General features: G+C 55.0%; 17 protein-coding genes. 13 read left to right on the top strand and 4 right to left on the bottom strand.

What is annotated here, in order from left to right; genetic code table 11:
• Positions 1-93: 93 nt before the first annotated feature.
• Positions 94-2,112 (bottom strand): transketolase, encoded by a 2,019-nt coding sequence (gene tkt, locus GN111_RS15330; protein ID WP_155304583.1) that lies wholly within the window; start codon positions 2,110-2,112, stop codon positions 94-96.
• A 320-nt stretch (positions 2,113-2,432) separates the two neighbouring features.
• Between tkt and GN111_RS15325 the strand changes: the two genes are divergently transcribed.
• Complete coding sequence (locus GN111_RS15325; RefSeq protein ID WP_155304582.1) at positions 2,433-3,902, top strand: 4-hydroxyphenylacetate 3-hydroxylase family protein; 1,470 nt, start codon at positions 2,433-2,435, stop codon at positions 3,900-3,902.
• Complete coding sequence (locus tag GN111_RS15320; RefSeq protein WP_155304581.1) at positions 3,883-4,182, top strand: hypothetical protein; 300 nt, start codon at positions 3,883-3,885, stop codon at positions 4,180-4,182. The genes GN111_RS15325 and GN111_RS15320 overlap by 20 nt, the downstream gene beginning before the upstream one ends.
• Before the next feature lie 87 nt (positions 4,183-4,269).
• On the opposite strand, the gene GN111_RS15315 is transcribed toward GN111_RS15320, so the two are convergent.
• From GN111_RS15315 to GN111_RS15305, 3 genes are all read right to left on the bottom strand, one after another.
• A complete protein-coding gene (locus tag GN111_RS15315; protein ID WP_155304580.1) occupies positions 4,270-5,139 on the bottom strand; it encodes a radical SAM protein in 870 nt (289 codons plus the stop codon).
• A 295-nt stretch (positions 5,140-5,434) separates the two neighbouring features.
• Positions 5,435-5,638 (bottom strand): hypothetical protein, encoded by a 204-nt coding sequence (locus GN111_RS15310; RefSeq protein WP_170302049.1) that lies wholly within the window; start codon positions 5,636-5,638, stop codon positions 5,435-5,437.
• Between the two features lie 11 nt (positions 5,639-5,649).
• On the bottom strand, positions 5,650-5,793 hold the full coding sequence (locus GN111_RS15305; protein WP_155304579.1) for a hypothetical protein: 144 nt from the start codon (positions 5,791-5,793) through the stop codon (positions 5,650-5,652).
• Between the two features lie 378 nt (positions 5,794-6,171).
• Here GN111_RS15305 and GN111_RS15300 point away from each other — a divergent pair, with 378 nt between their 5' ends.
• The 11 genes from GN111_RS15300 (at position 6,172) to GN111_RS15250 (ending at position 17,852) form a co-directional block, all read left to right on the top strand.
• A complete protein-coding gene (locus tag GN111_RS15300) occupies positions 6,172-7,743 on the top strand; it encodes a sigma 54-interacting transcriptional regulator (protein ID WP_155304578.1) in 1,572 nt (523 codons plus the stop codon).
• Positions 7,744-8,076: 333 nt separating this feature from the next.
• Positions 8,077-8,901, top strand: a complete 825-nt coding sequence (gene nifH / locus GN111_RS15295) for a nitrogenase iron protein (RefSeq protein ID WP_155304577.1) — start codon at positions 8,077-8,079, stop codon at positions 8,899-8,901.
• Positions 8,902-8,919: 18 nt separating this feature from the next.
• The gene (locus tag GN111_RS15290) at positions 8,920-9,276 is read left to right on the top strand and encodes a P-II family nitrogen regulator (protein ID WP_155304576.1); all 357 of its coding nucleotides are present in this window, start codon (positions 8,920-8,922) and stop codon (positions 9,274-9,276) included.
• A complete protein-coding gene (locus tag GN111_RS15285; RefSeq protein ID WP_155304575.1) occupies positions 9,273-9,653 on the top strand; it encodes a P-II family nitrogen regulator in 381 nt (126 codons plus the stop codon). Before GN111_RS15290 ends, GN111_RS15285 begins: the two co-directional genes overlap by 4 nt.
• Positions 9,654-9,664: 11 nt before the next feature.
• Positions 9,665-11,341: a nitrogenase molybdenum-iron protein alpha chain gene (gene nifD, locus GN111_RS15280; protein WP_331457718.1), complete on the top strand. Its 1,677-nt coding sequence runs from the start codon at positions 9,665-9,667 to the stop codon at positions 11,339-11,341.
• A gap of 17 nt (positions 11,342-11,358) precedes the next feature.
• Positions 11,359-12,735: a nitrogenase molybdenum-iron protein subunit beta gene (nifK, locus tag GN111_RS15275; protein ID WP_155304574.1), complete on the top strand. Its 1,377-nt coding sequence runs from the start codon at positions 11,359-11,361 to the stop codon at positions 12,733-12,735.
• A 148-nt stretch (positions 12,736-12,883) separates the two neighbouring features.
• Complete coding sequence (nifE, locus tag GN111_RS15270; RefSeq protein ID WP_155304573.1) at positions 12,884-14,242, top strand: nitrogenase iron-molybdenum cofactor biosynthesis protein NifE; 1,359 nt, start codon at positions 12,884-12,886, stop codon at positions 14,240-14,242.
• Positions 14,243-14,254: 12 nt separating this feature from the next.
• Positions 14,255-15,619, top strand: a complete 1,365-nt coding sequence (locus GN111_RS15265; RefSeq protein WP_155304572.1) for a nitrogenase component 1 — start codon at positions 14,255-14,257, stop codon at positions 15,617-15,619.
• 136 nt (positions 15,620-15,755) lie between these two features.
• Positions 15,756-17,018: a radical SAM protein gene (locus GN111_RS15260; protein WP_155304571.1), complete on the top strand. Its 1,263-nt coding sequence runs from the start codon at positions 15,756-15,758 to the stop codon at positions 17,016-17,018.
• A 64-nt stretch (positions 17,019-17,082) separates the two neighbouring features.
• Positions 17,083-17,388, top strand: coding sequence for a (2Fe-2S) ferredoxin domain-containing protein (locus tag GN111_RS15255; RefSeq protein WP_155304570.1), 306 nt, complete (start codon positions 17,083-17,085; stop codon positions 17,386-17,388).
• 41 nt (positions 17,389-17,429) lie between these two features.
• Positions 17,430-17,852, top strand: coding sequence for a hypothetical protein (locus tag GN111_RS15250; RefSeq protein ID WP_155304569.1), 423 nt, complete (start codon positions 17,430-17,432; stop codon positions 17,850-17,852).
• The last annotated feature ends 19 nt before the right edge of the window (positions 17,853-17,871 follow it).

Below are 17,871 nucleotides of genomic sequence, written 5' to 3'. Positions count from 1 at the left end.
CGTCTATGTTACTTATCGCCGGATTGACGCAAAAAATAAAAAAAAGGGCGCCTGCAAAGGCGCCCCCGATTCGTTTTGGTATAGTGGAAACGTTTATTTTTTAAGCATTTCAAGGGCCGCTGCAACAATTTTGTTGGCAGTGAACCCGTACTTCTGAAGCACCGTTCCTCCCGGTGCCGAGGCGCCGAACCGGTCGATGCCGATGACCTTGCCCTGCGGGCCCACATAGCGCTCCCAACCCATGGAAATGCCGGCTTCGACGGCAATGCGGTTCTTCAGGGTGGGGGGCAGAATGCGCTTTTTAATGTCTTCGGACTGCTCTTCGAACAGTTCCCAGGAAGGCATGTTAATCACCCGGGCGGCAACGCCTTTTTTCGCCAGCATCTGTTGGGCTTCGAGGGTAATGTGTACCTCGGCACCCGTGGCGATGAGCAGGATCTGGGCTCTGCCTTTGGAGTTGGACAGGATGTAGGCCCCCTGATCCACACCGCGGGCGGTCTGCTTGGCGTCGAGAATGGGCAGTTTCTGCCGGCTGAGAATCAGGGCCACAGGCCGGTCGTTCATGGTGATGGCCTTGCGCCAGGCTTCGGTGGTTTCCGTGGCGTCGGCCGGGCGGATTACCGTCAGGTTCGGGATGGCCCGTAGCGAGGCGAGATGTTCCACAGGCTGGTGGGTGGGGCCGTCTTCGCCCACGGCCACGCTGTCGTGGGTAAAAACGTAGATTACCGGAAGTTTCATCAGGGCCGCCACGCGAATGGCCGGTCGCATGTAGTCGGCAAACACCAAAAAGGTTCCACCATAGGGACGGACGCCGCCGTGCAGGAACATGCCGGACATGACGGCGCCCATGGCGAACTCCCGTACACCGAAGCGGATGTTGCGACCGTCGTAGGATTTTTTCTGGAACTCGGGGCTGCCGTCAATGAAGGTTTTGTTGGAAGGCGCCAGATCCGCGGAGCCGCCCATCAGGCTGGGGAATATGGCGGCGGCGGCGTTCAGGACCTTGCCCGATGCAGCCCGGGTGGCCAGAGGGCCGTCTTCCGGCTGGAAGCAGGGAAGATTCTTATCCCAATTTTTGGGCATAAAGCGGGTCAGGGCGTTGACCCAACCGTCGGCCAGATCCGGATATTTCTTGTTGTACTTCTGATAGGCTTTTTTCCATCGATCCTCCGCTTTTTCCCCGGCCTTGACGCATTTTCGAAAAGCGGTCAGCGCCTTTTTGGGAATGGTAAAGGGCTGTTTGCTTTTCCATCCCAGCGCTTTTTTGGTGACCTTGATCTCTTCTTCGCCCAGCGGCGCGCCGTGTGCATCGGCCGCGTCCTGTTTGTTGGGGCTGCCGTGGGCGATGTGGGTTTTAAGCATGATAATCGTCGGTTTTTTCGTTTCGGCCTTGGCGGCTATAAGGGCCTTTTCGATGGCATCGGGGTCGCTGCCATCTTTTACCTTGATGACCTGCCAGCGATAGGCGTCGAAGCGCTTGGCCACGTTTTCCGTAAAGGCGATTCCGGTGGTGCCTTCGATGGAGATGCCGTTATCGTCGTACAGGCAAATGAGTTTGGCCAGTCCCAGGTGGCCGGCCAGAGAGGCCGATTCGGAGGCCACCCCTTCCATCAGGTCGCCGTCGCCGCACATTACATAGGTGTAGTGATCGACGATTTCATGGCCGGGTTGGTTGAAGCCGGCGGCCAGGTGCCGTTCGGCCATGGCCATGCCCACGGCGTTGGCGAATCCCTGACCTAATGGGCCCGTCGTCGTCTCCACGCCGGGTGCGTGGCCGTATTCGGGGTGGCCGGGGGTTTTGCTGCCCCACTGCCGGAAGTTTTGGATTTCTTCCAGGCTCAGGTCGTAGCCGGTGAGGTGCAAAAGACTGTAGAGCAGCATGGAGGCGTGGCCGCCGGAAAGGACGAAGCGGTCGCGGTCGGGCCAGTCCGGATTCTTCGGATTGTGTTTCATCACCCGTGTCCACAGCGCATAACCGGCTGGTGCCAGTCCCATGGGCGCTCCCGGATGGCCGGAATTGGCCTTCTGAACCGCATCCATGGAGAGGGTGCGAATGGTGTTGATGCAAAGTTCGGCGGTGGTCGTCTGCTGCTTGGGCGTGGCCTTGGTCATGTTCTACTGCTCCTTGTAGGCATTGGTTGTCGTTGGCCGGTCGTGGTTTTTATATTGGGGGGTGATACAAAAGATTTGTCCGTGGCGCAAGGGTTTTGCGGCCACCGGTCGGGAAGGCCGGAGCGAACACCGCAGGGTTGCCAATCGGTTGCTGTGCTCACTGCCACCCAAGGCGTTTGTGTTTCCCTTCATCAGACAACTATGATAGAAACGGCAGTACCTATTTAAGCAAAGAGCTCATTGCCCACTGGCGGCGGCATGGGAACCGCGATCATTATCGAGAACCAGAGCGAAGGAGCTGAAACGAAGGAGGCTGATCAATGTCAATGATGACCGCTGCACAGTACGAAGAGAGCCTGAGAAAACTCGACTTGGTGGTCTACATGTTTGGCGAACGGATCGACAACGTGGTCGACAACCCTATCATCCGGCCATCCATGAATGCCGTGGCCATGACGTACGAGCTGGCCCATAAGCCGGAATACCGGGACCTGATGACGGCCACCTCACACTTAACCGGCGAGCGCATCAATCGCTTTACCCACATTCACCAGTGCCGAGAGGATCTGGTCAAGAAAAGCAAGATGGGGCGTCTTCTGGGCCGCAAAACCGGTTGCTGCTTCCAGCGCTGCGTGGGCATGGATGCGCTCAATGCGCTTTCCATCGTTACTTATGACATGGATCAGGCCCTTGGCACCGAATACAACCCCCGGTTTTTGGCCTATCTGGAAATGGTTCAACGCGGAGACCTGGTTTGCGACGGCGCCATGACCGATCCCAAGGGGGACAGATCGCTGCCGCCCCACAAGCAGCCCGACCCCGACATGTTCCTGCGCGTGGTGGAGAAAACCGCCGAGGGCATCGTAGTCCGCGGTGCCAAGGCCCACCAGACCGGCGCGGTCAATTCTCATGAAATCATCGTCATGCCGACGCTGACCATGCGCGAAGCGGATGGCGACTACGCGGTTTCCTTTGCCCTGCCCGCCGATGCCAAGGGTATTACCTACATCATGGGACGGCAGTCCTGCGACACCCGCAAAATGGAAAACGGCAAGTTGGACCAGGGCAATATCCGCTTCGGCGGGCACGAGGCCCTGGTCGTTTTTGACGATGTCTTCGTCCCCTGGGATCGGGTCTTCATGTGCGGCGAAACCGAGTTCTCGGGGATACTGGTGGAGAAGTTCGCGTCCTACCACCGCCAGAGCTACGCCTGCAAGGTGGGGGTTGGGGATGTGCTCATCGGTGCTGCCCAGACGGCGGCCGAGTTCAACGGCGCAGAGCGCGCCTCGCACATCCGCGACAAGATCATCGAAATGAACCAGCTCAACGAAACCCTGTACTGCGGCTGCATCGCCTGCGCAGCCGAAGGGGCCGTCGAACCCAGCGGCACCTACTGCGTGCAGACGCTGCTGGCCAACGTCCACAAACAGAACGTTACCCGCTTTCCTTACGAAATCTCGCGTCTGGCCCAGGATATCGCCGGCGGGTTGATGGTAACACTGCCTTCCGAGGCCGACTACCGGTCGGAAACGGTTGGCCCCCTGATCGAAAAATATTTTCGTACCCGGGAGGGCGTCTCCACCGAAGCGCGCATGCGTATCCTCCGGCTGATTGAAAACCTGACCCTGGGAACCGCGGCCGTGGGCTACCTCACGGAATCCATGCACGGCGCCGGTTCGCCGCAGGCCCAGCGCATCATGATAGCCCGCCAGGTGAATATGAACGAGAAGAAACGGGCTGCCCGGAATCTATGCGGCATCGAAGAGACGGATGGAAAAAATCAGGATTGATATCCGCTATTGCGGCGGCTGCAATCCGGACTATGATCGAACCGACCTCGTGGCTGAAATCAAGCAAGCCCTGAATGATCATTGCACGTTCGACGATGGCATCGGGCCTGCCGACTGGATTTTGATGATCCACGGCTGCCCGACGGCCTGCGCAAGTATGGAAAACCTGCCTTTAGACCGCTGCGTGACCATTCGCAGGCCGGCAGACGCAACTCTGTTTGTCGAGGGGATCCGGACCGGTTATACCTCCCGGTTCGAACCCCTTCGCTGCCATCCCTGATTCTGTTAAAAAGAATTTTAGCCCGTCATATACAATCGGGCCATTGCCCGATAATTGACGATCGTCATTGGAAGATTCCACAGACAATCAAAGCGCCCGCATCCATTCCGGTCGAAGTTGTACTTTGCCAGCCAGGGCAGCGTCGATCAGCGCCAGGGTCTCTTCCTTGTCCTTGGGCATGCGCGCACGAATGGGCAGATAGTTGGAGGCGTGATTGGCGTGAAACAGACCCTGGGTCTGGTGGGTTTCGGCGATCATGGTGCGCAGTTCGGCCAGCATCTCGTCCGGTTCGATGAGTTCGAAGCGACCGGCCTGGTAGTCATCGTACATGGGTGTCCCGGGGATCAGCATCAGGCTGAGTGCACCCACATATTCGGGATCGATGGCCGACAGCACCCGGCCGGTCTCCCGCGCATGGATCTGGGAACGCTGCCTTCCCGCCAAGCCCAGCAGCACGGTGATGGAGAGCTTGATGCCCGCGGCCCGAGCCTTTTTGCCCATGTCGATCATCGTCTGCGCGGTAGCCCCCTTGTTGATGGCCTTGAGGGTGGCATCGTCGCCGGTCTCCAACCCCATGTACGCGATGCCGATACCGTTTTCTCTCAGTTCCTTCAACTCTTCCAGGCTTTTCATTTTAAGGCTTTTGGCATTGGCGTACACCCCCACCCGGGTCACCCAGGGCAGCTGGCGGCGGATCTCGGTCAGGATTTTGAGCAACCGTTTCTGGGGGATGATCAACGCGTCGCCGTCGCATAGAAAAATTCTACGCTGACGCTGGCAGTGGGTGGCAGCAAAGGCGATGTCCGCCATAATGATATCGTCGGATTTGATCCTGAAGCGTTCCCCCTGGTAGGCCCCGCAGAAGGTGCATTTGTTGCGCGAGCAGCCCACGGTGACCTGCAGCAGGATACTGTTGGCTTCGCTGGGGGGACGGATGATGTTGCCTTCGTAATGCATGCGTTTTCCCTTGAACTTGGTTTTTTCGTTTGTCCGTAAATTTGATGTTCTTTTCGCTGGTTGTCAATATTTGAGTATTCCGGTGCGCAAAATTTTAACACTGGGTTCTGCTAACAAGACGTTAGGATGGTCGGTTTGTTGACCCGGGCAGACGCGCTTTTTTTTCGGGGGAGGGGCGGTTTGTCTGTTTCCCATGTTCCTGCGTGGCATCCCGTAACTTGCCAGATAGCGTCCAAGCGTACTTCCATGCGGAGCATGGGGGAACGGTGAAACAGATGAGCGATTGACGTAAGATTCACTGCTGCGGCGTTTCACCCCTTGGCCCGTAGAGACACTCCACATAACTTTTGCGTTGAGAATTCTGATCCCCGAAAATGGGATGCAGATCGATGGCCGGGGAGTACTCGCTGGCCGGAACCGTGCGACCCAGTGCCTCGGCCATGGCGCGCACATGGTGGGGGCCGGCACCGCAGCAAATCCCGATGTAGTTGATGCCCATCTCACGGGCCTTTACTGCAAAATCAGACTTACCCGATTTTCGGAGGTTTGCAGATTGGACGGGTCGTATTCCCAGGTGTTGCAGATGTTGCCAGCCACCAGGGCCCGGGTTTTCCGGGCGGCCTCGACAGCCAGTTCCACTGCTTTAACATTCAACTGCTCCAACGCGTTTTCGATGCCGATGGATTTCAGCTTGGATCGGATTTGTTCATTATACCCTCCTTTGTACGATTCGGGGTGGAATGTCCCGCCACTAAACCAAAAAATTACATCATTGTAGTCGTTAATCCTTTTTGTTACAACAATGTTGTTTGTATCGTTGCTGTCTAACGGACGCAATCGGCATTAAAACTTTTTCTTCCAGGCGGTTATCGATTTTCCAAGCCGTTTCCTGCCATGGCATGTTTGTTGAAGACAACCGATATAGAGATTGGAAACGAGCGTGGCGGGATATTCATTACCAATCCGCAACGTGGCAAGTTTTGTCAGTATAGCGTGTTATCGGACACCAGGAAACATTTAAAACAGATATCCATGCCAGAACATATATTCGAACTCGAGTTAACGACACTTTACGCCATCAGCCAGAAGATCGGTCAGGCTCTCCAGTTGAAGCAGACCCTGACGGGGATTCTCGGGATTCTTTCGAAGAATCTCTCCATGGAGCGGGGAACGGTCACCCTGAAGGAAAAAGGGACCGGAATGCTAAAAATTATCGCTTCCCACGGCCTGGATCCCTGTGAACAGAAAAGGGGGATTTACCAGCCTGGCGAGGGGATCACCGGGGCCATCTTCGAAACCGCCCAGCCATTTGCGGTTCCGGATATCGGAAAAGAGCCCCTGTTTTTGAATCGTACCCAGGCGCGCAGCCTGACGAAAAATAGCCTGGCGTTTATCGGCGTGCCCATCCTTCTCAACAGTGAACCCGTCGGCGTTCTCAGCGTGGACCGGCTTTTCGGACCGGAAGTGGCCTTTAAGGAGGACATCCGGTTCCTCACGATCGTTGCAGCCCTGATGGCGCAGTTCGTCCAGCTCAATCAGCATGTAGCCCAGCGCGAGGAACATCTGCTCACCGAAAATCGCAGTCTGCGTGCTGAAGTGTCGGCCAAATACAATCACTTTTTTGCCGTAGGAGTTAGCCCGGCCATGCAAACCCTGAACAAGCTGATCCAGAAAGTGGCGCCAAGCAGGGCTTCGGTGCTGCTGCTGGGCGAATCGGGGACCGGCAAGACGCTTACGGCCCGCATTATCCACGAACTGAGCGAGCGGCGCAGAAACCCTTTTGCCAAGGTCAATTGTGCCGCCCTCCCGGACAACCTCATCGAATCGGAGCTTTTCGGCCACGAAAGAGGGGCCTTTACCGGCGCCACCCAACTGAAGATCGGGCGCCTGGAAGAGGCGCACAGCGGGACGGTGTTTCTGGACGAAATCGGCGAACTGCCTCTGGCGGTACAGGCCAAACTGCTGCGGTTTTTGCAGGAGCGGGAGTTCGAGCGGTTGGGCAGCACACAGACCCGCAAGGTCGATGTCCGCATCATCGCGGCGACCAATGTCGATCTCAATCAGGCGGTGGAAGAGGGACGCTTCCGCTCGGATCTGTTTTATCGGTTGAACGTATTCCCCATTTCGATTCCGCCGCTGCGCCACCGCAAAGCCGATCTTCCCTTGCTAGTGGAATATTTCATTACCAAAAACGCCCGCGAATATGGCCGGAATTTCTATTTCTCGTCGGAATGCATGGAAATCATGAGCGCCTACCACTGGCCCGGCAATGTGCGCGAGTTGGAAAACCTCGTGGAGAGGGTGGCGATCATGGCCGACTCCAGCCAAATCGACACCAAGATGCTGCCGGAATATCTCTTCAATCGCAAAAGCGGTAATCCGTACGATACTCCCTTGGAACCGGCTACCTCAAGACTGGAAATGATGGAAAGAGAAACCGTTTTGGAGGCCCTGGCCCGCAATGGATGGGTGCAGCAAAAAGCGGCCAGTGAGATCGGCCTGACCTTGCGTCAAATGGGATACCGGGTAAAAAAATTCAAGCTGGCTCGAATTATTCGCGAAAACAAGCAGAGAAATTTGCAATATAAAAATCTTTCCAATTAACCCTTCCGAATTCACATTTTCTCCATTCTCCTTCCTGCTTTTTGCTTACGGCCTGGCTTCGATCAAAGAAGCCAGGCCAAATATTTTTATGCATCCATCGACACATCTACATTCGTGTAGGGTGTGCATCTACACTAATGTAGGTGGCAATGTAGATGTTGTCCGAGAAGAATGGACGCAAGAATAAGCTATCAGCTTATTTTTTTACGTATATTCTGTGGGTTAGCATTTGTAGAAGTAGAATTGCGGGACTGTGGCATAGCCATTGCTCAATAAAAAACCAAACCTTCACTACTACCGTTTAAATGACCCGGTAAACAAAGGAATTGAAAGATGAGAAAAATAGCGATTTACGGCAAGGGCGGAATCGGCAAATCCACAACAACCCAGAACACGGTCGCCGGTCTGGCAGAAATGGGGAAAAAGGTAATGGTCGTGGGATGCGATCCCAAGGCGGATTCAACCCGGCTGCTGCTGGGCGGCCTGGCCCAGCGCACGGTGCTGGACACGCTGCGCGAGGAAGGCGAGGACGTGGAGCTGGAGGATGTGCGCAAGGAAGGGTACGGCGGCACCCTGTGTACGGAGTCGGGTGGTCCTGAACCGGGGGTGGGTTGTGCCGGCCGGGGAATCATCACCTCGATCAACCTGTTGGAGCAGTTGGGTGCCTACGCTGAAAGCGAAGATCTGGATTACGTTTTCTACGATGTTCTTGGCGACGTGGTTTGCGGTGGTTTTGCCATGCCCATCCGCGAAGGCAAGGCCCAGGAGATTTACATCGTGGTTTCCGGCGAGATGATGGCTATGTACGCGGCCAACAATATCTGCAAGGGCATCGTCAAATTCGCCGAAGCCGGTGGTGTACGACTCGGAGGCCTGATCTGCAACAGCCGCAAGGTGGACAATGAGCAGGAGATGATCCAGGCGCTGGCTGACCGCCTGGGAACCCAGATGATTCATTTTGTCCCCCGGGACAACATGGTTCAGCGGGCCGAAATTAACCGAAAGACCGTAATCGATTATGACGGCTCGCATGTCCAGGCAGACGAATATCGAACCCTGGCAAAGAAAATCGATGGAAACGAAATGCGGGTCATCCCAACGCCACTGGCAATCGAAGAGTTGGAGAAGATGCTGATTGACTACGGCATTGCCGCCTAGCAAAGGAGAAAAACCAAAATGATTATGATTCGATCGATTGTTCGTCCGGAAAAGGTCGACGATGTACTGGCCGCCTTGATGGAAGCCGGTTTTCCAGGGGTTACCAAGTTCTCGGTTGTGGGGCGCGGCAAACAACGCGGTATAAAGATTGGTGAAATTACCTATGACGAGATCCCTAAGGAAATGCTGCTGACCGCAATTGAGGCCAAGGATAAGGATTTTGTGATCCGTACCATTATCGGCGCGGCACGAACGGGACAGAAAGGTGCATACGGCGACGGCAAGATCTTTGTCAGCCCGGTCGAGGAAACGTATACGATCAGCTCCGGCATCAAGCAAAATCAGGATGGAACGACCGAAGAGGTGACCATATGAAGGAGATTATCGCCGTCATTCGAATGAACAAAATGAACCAGACCAAAAAGGCGCTGGCCGATGCCGGATTTTCATCGATTACCGCCAAGGAGTGTTTGGGCCGCGGGAAAGGGATCGTGGATATGGAACTGCTCCAGGGCGCGGAAAAAGGATTCGAGGAAGCGATCTCCCAGTTGGGGCAATCGAGCCGTTTGATCCCCAAGCGTGCGATCCTGATGATCGTACCGGACAAGTCCGTGAAGAAGGCGGTCAAAACAATCGTCTCCGTAAACCGGACCGGCAAATCCGGTGACGGCAAGATTTTCGTGATGCCGAGTATCGATTCAGTCAGTGTAAGAACCGGCGAAAACGGCGATGCAACACTAGACGATGTATAGGAGAAGCGATCATGACGGCGATGCCCGATAAAAAAGACGAATATGATGAAAATGCCGCAACCTGGAGGGAAATCGATCCGGAATCGGTGAAAACCGAGATCCTGGCCAAATATCCCCCCAAGGTGGCCCGCAAACGCTCCAAGCATTTTGTTGTCAACAAAAAAAAGGATGAAAAGAGCTACGAGGAAATTCAAGCCAATGTAAGAACGATCCCCGGAATTATATCCCAGCGGGGATGCTGCTACGCCGGCTGCAAGGGTGTGGTCATGGGACCCACGCGAGACATCATCAATCTGACCCATGGTCCCGTCGGATGCGGGTTTTACTCCTGGCTCACACGACGTAACCAGACGGATCCGTCCACGACGCCGGACGGAGACAACTTCATGACCTATTGTTTTACCACCGACATGCAGGAACGGGAAATCGTTTTTGGAGGCGAGAAAAAGCTCAGGCAGGCCATTCAGGAAGCCTACGATACGTTCAAGCCCAAAATGATTTCCGTTTTTTCAACCTGTCCGGTGGGCCTGATTGGCGACGATGTCCACGCTGTTACCCGGGAGATGCAGAAAAAACTGGGAATCACCATTTTCGGGTTCAGTTGCGAGGGATACAAGGGAGTCAGCCAGTCTGCCGGCCATCACGTGGCCAACAACGGGCTGTTCCAGCATGTCATCGGCAAGGACGACACGGTCCAGGAAGGAGAATACAAGGTCAACCTTCTGGGCGAATACAACATCGGTGGGGATGAATTTATCATCGACGAACTGTTCGAAAAATGCGGCATCAAGATTATCTCCACCTTCTCGGGCAACTCCAGCGTGGACCATTTCCAAAATTCACACACGGCCGACCTGAATCTGATCATGTGCCACCGTTCCATCAATTATGTGGCCGACATGATGGAAGAAAAATACGGCATTCCCTGGATGAAAATCAATTTTCTGGGCGCCAATGCGACGTCCGCTTCCCTGCGAAAAATCGCCCAGTATTACGGCGATCAAAAACTCATCGACCGGGTGGAAGAGGTCATCGCCGAAGAGATGGTGGCCGTAGAAAAAGCCCAGGCCGATGTCCGGTCCCGGTTGGAGGGCAAGCTGGCCATGATGTTTGTCGGCGGCTCCCGCGCCCATCACTACCAGGAGCTGTTCAACGAAATGGGCATGCAGACCATCGCGGCCGGCTACGAATTCGCCCATCGTGACGATTACGAAGGGCGGAATGTGCTGCCGACGATCAAGGTCGATGCCGACAGCCGGAATATCGAAGAGCTTGAAGTCAAAAAAGATCCTGAACGCTACAATCCGCGAATTCCCGAAGACGAACTGGCCGCCGGTGTAAGAAACGGAATCGAACTCAAGGCTTATGACGGCATGATGGCCGACATGGAGGAAAACGTTACCTACGCCATCGACGACATCAGCCAGTACGAAACCGAGAAAATGATCGAGATTTACAAACCGGATATCTTCTGCGCGGGCATCAAGGAGAAATACATGGTGCAAAAGCATGGTATGCCCATGAAACAACTGCACAGCTACGATTCGGGCGGACCCTACGCCGCTTATAAGGGGGCGATTAATTTCTACTGTGAAATCGACCGGATGATCAACAGCAAGGTGTGGAAGCACATCCGGGCTCCCTGGGAGGAGAATCCGCAACTGGCAGCCATGTATGCCAATGAATAATTGAGAGGAAAGTAAATATGTTACTGCGACATACACCCAAGGAAATATCCGAGCGCAAGGCGTTGACCGTCAATCCGGCCAAAACTTGCCAGCCCATCGGGGCCATGTACGCCTCTTTGGGGATTCACGGCTGCCTTCCGCACAGCCATGGTTCCCAGGGCTGCTATGCCTATCACCGGTCCACATTGACAAGGCACTACAAAGAGCCGGTCCTGGCGGCCACCAGTTCCTTTACCGAAGGGGCCTCCGTTTTCGGCGGCCAGGCCAACCTTTTGCAGGCGATCAACAATATCTTCACCGTATACAACCCGGACGTCATCGCCGTGCACACCACCTGTCTGTCGGAAACCATCGGAGACGACATCCCCCAGATTTTCGGCAAGGCAGAAGCCGACGGCAAGATTCCGGAGGGAAAATACGTGCTCCATGCCAATACCCCCAGCTACGTTGGGTCCCATGTAACCGGTTTTGCCAACATGACCAAGGCCATGGTCGAGTATTTCGCGACCGGCAACGGTCACAGGGAGAAGTGCCTCAACTTGATCCCCGGCTGGGTAGAGCCTTCGGACATGAAGGAGATCAAACGGATCGCAACCGAGATGGGGGTCAACTCGATCCTGTTTCCCGATACGGAAAATGTGCTCAACGGACCCCAGACCGGCAAGTTCACCATGTATCCCAAAGGTGGCGTCACCGTCGATCAATTGAAAAAAACCGGGAGCAGCCGGGGAACCATCGGTCTTGGGCGTCTGGCATCCGAACCGGCGGCCCTGGCGTTGGACGCGAAATTCAAGGTGCCCTGCAAAATCCTGGATCTGCCCATCGGTCTGAAAGCCACCGACCGGTTCGTGGACGCCATGAGACAAATGGCCGGGGTTACGGTTCCGGATTCATTGAATCTGGAGCGCGGTCAGTTGCTGGATATCATCACCGACATGCAGGCCTATTTTTATCACAAAAAGGTCGGTCTGGTGGGTGATCCCGATCAACTGGAAGCGCTCACCGAATTTCTGATCGACATCGACATGCTGCCGATTCACGTACTCACCGGTACCAGGGACAAGAAATTCGAAAAGCGGATCCAGGAACTCACCGCTGATCTTCCCTGCGAAGTGAATGTGAAAAGCGGCGGCGACATGATGCTGTTCCACCAGTGGGTGAAAAACGAGCCGGTGGATCTGCTTATCGGCAATACCTATGTCAAATATATTTCGCGGGATGAGGATATCCCCTTTATCCGGCACGGGTTCCCGATTTTAGACCGTATTGGCCACAGCTATTTTCCCACGGTGGGATACAAGGGCGCAATGCGGCTGCTGGAAAAGATCCTGGATGCCCTGATGGACCGCCAGGACCGGGATTCCTCTGAAATCGAATTCGAACTGGTGATGTAAGACAGAGATCGGAGGACTGAGGCCCGAGGTCAGAACTCAAATGACGGAAGCCAGAGGTCTGAGAACAGAAATCGGATATCCGCCATCCGGCCTCGGACATCCGTCATCCGACCTCAGACCTCCGACATCCGATAACAAAGGAACAGCCATGTCATCCATCTCCATATTAAAAGGCAGGGAACAGCAGATCTATCAAAAGGGCAGTCAAGATTTTGATATGTCCTGCGAGAAAAAGAGTCTGGCCGGCTCCATCAGCCAGCGGGCATGCGTGTTCTGCGGATCACGAGTGGTGCTGTATCCCATTGCCGATGCGCTTCATCTGATCCATGGCCCCATTGGCTGCGCCTCCTACACCTGGGATATCCGTGGTGCGCTTTCATCCGGACCCCAGTTACACCGAATGAGTTTTTCCACGGATCTTCAGGAGAAGGATATCATTTTCGGTGGCGAGAAGAAGCTGGCCAGCGCCTTGGATACGCTCATTGACACATACAAGCCCAAGGCCGCCTTTGTCTACGCGACCTGCATTGTCGGATTGATCGGCGACGATATTGACGCCATCTGCAAGAAGGCGTCGCAGGAAAAAGGCATCCCCGTTCTGCCGGTCCATTCGGAAGGCTTCAAGGGAACGAAAAAAGACGGCTACAAGGCGGCCTGCGATGCCATGGCCAACCTTGTCGGCACCGGATCAGTCAAAGATGTCGGCCCGCTCAGCATCAATATCATGGGCGAATTCAATATTGCCGGCGAGGCCTGGATCATCCGGGACTACTACGAACGGATGGGGATAGAGGTGGTCTCCGTTTTTACGGGGGACGGCCGCGTCGAGAACATTAAACGGTCCCATGGCGCCGCCCTCAACGTGGTGCAATGCTCGGGCTCGGTGATCCATCTGGCGCAGCACATGCTTGAGCGTTACGGCACCCCCTTCATCCGGGTTTCATATTTTGGTATCGAGGATATGTCCAAGGCCCTTTACGATGTGGCTGAGCATTTCAAGGACACCTGCCCCGAGATCATGCAGCGGACCCAGGCCCTGGTGCGTGAGGAGGTCAAAAAGGTCTACCCGATCCTCAAGCAATACAAGCAGAAACTCAAAGGCAAAAAAGCCGCGATTTACGTGGGCGGCGCATTCAAGGCCTTTTCCATGATCAAGCAGTTGCGGACCCTGGGGATGGATGTCGTGTTGGCGGGTTCGCAAACGGGCACCAAGGAGGATTACCAGGTGCTCAGGGATATGTGCGACGACGGCACCGTAATCGTGGACGATGCCAACCCCGTCGAGCTTTCCAAGTACAGTATCGAAAAAGGGGTGTCGCTTTTCGTCGGCGGTGTCAAGGAAAGACCCATGGCGTTCAAACTGGGAATCGGTTTTTGCGATCACAACCACGAGCGCAAGCTCTCTTTGGCCGGGTATGGCGGCATGATCAACTTTGCCAGAGAAGTCTATGCCTCCGTTACCAGTCCGGTTTGGCAGTTTGCTCCCCGGAAGACCATAGAGAATTGAGGTGACGAAACAATGAAAACCCAGGAAAAAGTCGAATACAAGGCCACAAGCAATGCCTGCAAGCTTTGCAGTCCGCTTGGAGCCTCACTGGTTTTCAGAGGAATCGAAAACACCGTGCCCCTGCTGCACGGGTCCCAGGGATGCTCCACCTACATTCGCCGCTATCTGATCAGCCATTTCAACGAACCGGTGGATATTGCCTCTTCCAATTTTACCGAAGAAACCGCGGTGTTCGGCGGCGGCGCCAATTTGAAACTGGCCATAGACAACCTCATCCAGCAGTATCGACCGGCCTTGATCGGGATCGGGACGACCTGCCTGAGCGAGACGATCGGTGACGACGTGGAGTCGATTGTAAAGAGTTATGCCCGCAACAACGCCGATGGCAACCGTCCGGCAATTGTTTCCGTTTCCACTCCCAGTTATTCGGGAACTCATGTGGACGGTTTCCACGCAGCGGTTAAGGCCACGGTCGACGCCCTGGCCGAAAAGCAAGACCGCCCGGATGCAGGCATCAATTTTTTCCCCGGTATGCTGTCGCCGGCCGACTACCGACATTTCCAGGAGATCTTCGACGATTTCGGCATTCCCTGCAACATGCTGCCCGACTACTCGCAAACCCTCGACGGTCCCATGTGGACCCAGTACCATAAAATTCCCCAGGGGGGGGCGCCTGTCAAACGGATCACCGCCATGGGCGATGCCCTGGCGAGCATTGAATTGGGAAGGGTTCTGTCCGAAACGAAAAGCGCGGGGAAGTTGTTGTCCGAAAAATTTGGCATCCCCAATTACGGTATCGGAATGCCCATCGGCATTAAGGAGACGGATGTTTTGTTCGATTGCCTTGCAGCCAGCACCGGCAGGCCCATTCCGGAAAAGTATCATCAGGAACGTGCGCGCCTTATCGACGCATACGCGGACGGACACAAGTATGTTTTCGAGGCACGCGCCGTGGTTTACGGAGAAGAGGATCTGGTCATCGGCATAACCTCCTTTTTGTCGGAGATCGGCGTTGTTCCCGCCCTTTGTGCATCGGGCGGGAAAAGCGGCCACCTCGAGGCGAAGCTGCGTCAGGTTGTTGCCGATTTCGATGAGAAACAGATCCAGGTCATGGAAGGTGTCGATTTCGTCGAGATCGGCAAGGCCGCCAGAAAGGTCAATCCTGATTTCCTAATCGGCAACAGCAAGGGCTACAAAATTGCCAGGGAAATGCAAAAACCGCTGATTCGCATCGGTTTTCCGATTCACGACCGCATGGGAGGGGCGAGAATCGTACATGTGGGGTACCGCGGCGCCCAGCAACTCTTCGATACCATTACCAACACGATTATTGCGTCCAAGCAGGATTCGTCGGCCGTAGGGTACTTCTATATGTAGGGTTGATGGAGAATCAATTCTGGATTCAGGAATTAAGGGATTGTTGGAGCGGCTTCCAGCCCCGACCAATCCGTATCTTTCTCAACTCTGAACCTTGAACGATAAACCCTAAACCAGAAATTAGGAATCGGAAATCATGAATATAGAACACCACCCCTGTTTCAATGCCAAGATGAGAGGTAAATACGGAAGGGTGCACCTTCCCGTGGCGCCCCGCTGCAATATTCAATGCAACTACTGTGATCGCAAATACGACTGCGTGAACGAAAGCCGGCCCGGCGTAACCAGTGCAGTCCTGACCCCGCATCAGGCCATGGCCTATCTCGAATATGTATTGGAGGAAGTGAAAAACATCTCGGTCGTAGGCATTGCAGGGCCGGGGGACCCGTTCGCCAACCCCGACGAAACCATGGAGACGCTGCGGCTGACGAGAAAACGTTACCCCGAGATGATCCTTTGCCTTGCGACAAACGGACTGGGTATCGGTCCGTATATCGACGAACTGGCCGAACTGAATGTCAGCCATGTTACCATAACCCTGAATGCAATCGATTCTGAAATCGGCTCCCAATTGTACGCTTTTGTCCGCCACGGCAAAAAGGTGCTGGGGCCCAGGGCCGGCTTCGATGTCCTGCTGGAAAAACAGCTCGAAGCCATTATCCGCCTCAAGGAGAAAAACGTCACCACCAAGGTCAACACTATTATCGTGCCGGGTGTCAACGAAACCCACATCGAGTCGGTGGCCGAGAAGATGGCTGATTTGCGGGTGGACATTCTCAACTGCATTCCTTTTTATCCCAACGCGGGCGCCAAATTCGCTAATTTGGAAGAACCGTCCAAGGAGGTTGTTACCGCGATCCGTAAAAAGGCGGCCCGGCATATCCCCCAGATGTACCACTGCAAACGCTGCCGAGCTGATGCAGTGGGAATCATGGGTCAGGAAAACGGTTGCGCAGTCAACGAGAAGCTGCAGGAATGCGCCCAACTTCCCGAAATATTAGGCGAGACGCGACCTTACGTGGCGGTGGCCAGCCTGGAAGGTGTCCTGGTCAATCAGAAGCTCGGCAAGGCCGAAGAGCTGTTGATCTATGGGCGCCGGGACGATGGCGAGATTTATTTCGTCGAAGCCCGTAAGACGCCCGAACCGGGCGGCGGTCTGCAGCGCTGGGAGGATCTTGGTAAACTGCTCAGCGATTGCAGGGCGTTGATGGTTGCCGGTATCGGCGATAATCCCCGCCGTGTGCTGAGCAAAAAGAAGATCGATATTCTGGAACTGGACGGCATGATCGAAGAGGCCGCCGAAGCCGTTTTCGAGGGCTACAGCATGAACTTCATGGTCCGGCGGGATATCGAGGCCTGCAACAAGCAGCATCCCATGGCGGGAATGGGGTGTATGTGATGCTCACGGTAAACGCCCGGAATCGCTTTTTACGAATCGATCAAAACATGGAGAACAATTGAAAATGGAAAAACCCGAATACCACATTTTTGTCTGTGCAAGTTTCCGCGCCGGCGGCGATCCAAAAGGCGTTTGCAATAAAAAGGGCGCCACGGACCTTTTGCCTTACATCGAAAACGAAATCCTCGATCGTGGGCTAAACGCCCAGATTACCAGTACTGGATGCATGAAGGCCTGTGACCATGGGCCGGTGATGGTGGTGTACCCCATGGGGCACTGGTACGGAGGTGTGGAAAGCGAGGACACGGTCGACGAGATTTTAGATGCTTTGGAAGACGGAGAGGTGGTCGACAATCTTCTGATCGCCTGACAACAGTTGCCGGGCACCCCCGCAGCAAAAGAAGAGGCCCCATGCAGATTCAATCCATCAGCGGTTGGCAGGACTTTATTCAGGCCGGACGAGAATATCTGAAGACCGCCAGTAAAGGCGTCTCCCGCCCCGCAGTGTTCAATAACGAACTGATTTTCCAACTGGCCGCCATGGCCATTGAAAAACTCATCGTGGGATTGGCCCACTACCACCATCAAATGCCGGTAGACAATACCCTGTCCGGGCTGGTGGAATCCTTGTCGGCGGTATGTCCCCTGGACCCTGAAATGGCCGACCGGATTCGGCAGATCGAAAGTATCGACCATATGTGCGCCTTGACCGTGGAGCATCGTGAGCCGCCGGGAGACAATGCGATCCGTGAGATCCTGTCCGTGGGCAAGGAAGTGGCCGAGTTCGTCGATCAACATGTTCCGCAAAACCGGCCGGCGTCCGCGGTGGCATAATTGTAAACAGATTCTTTGG

It is taken from the genome of Desulfosarcina widdelii (genome assembly GCF_009688965.1).
In the GTDB taxonomy this organism is placed as follows: domain Bacteria; phylum Desulfobacterota; class Desulfobacteria; order Desulfobacterales; family Desulfosarcinaceae; genus Desulfosarcina; species Desulfosarcina widdelii.
Note: the sequence above shows the minus strand (reverse complement) of the source record. Positions and strands in the feature narration are given on the sequence as shown.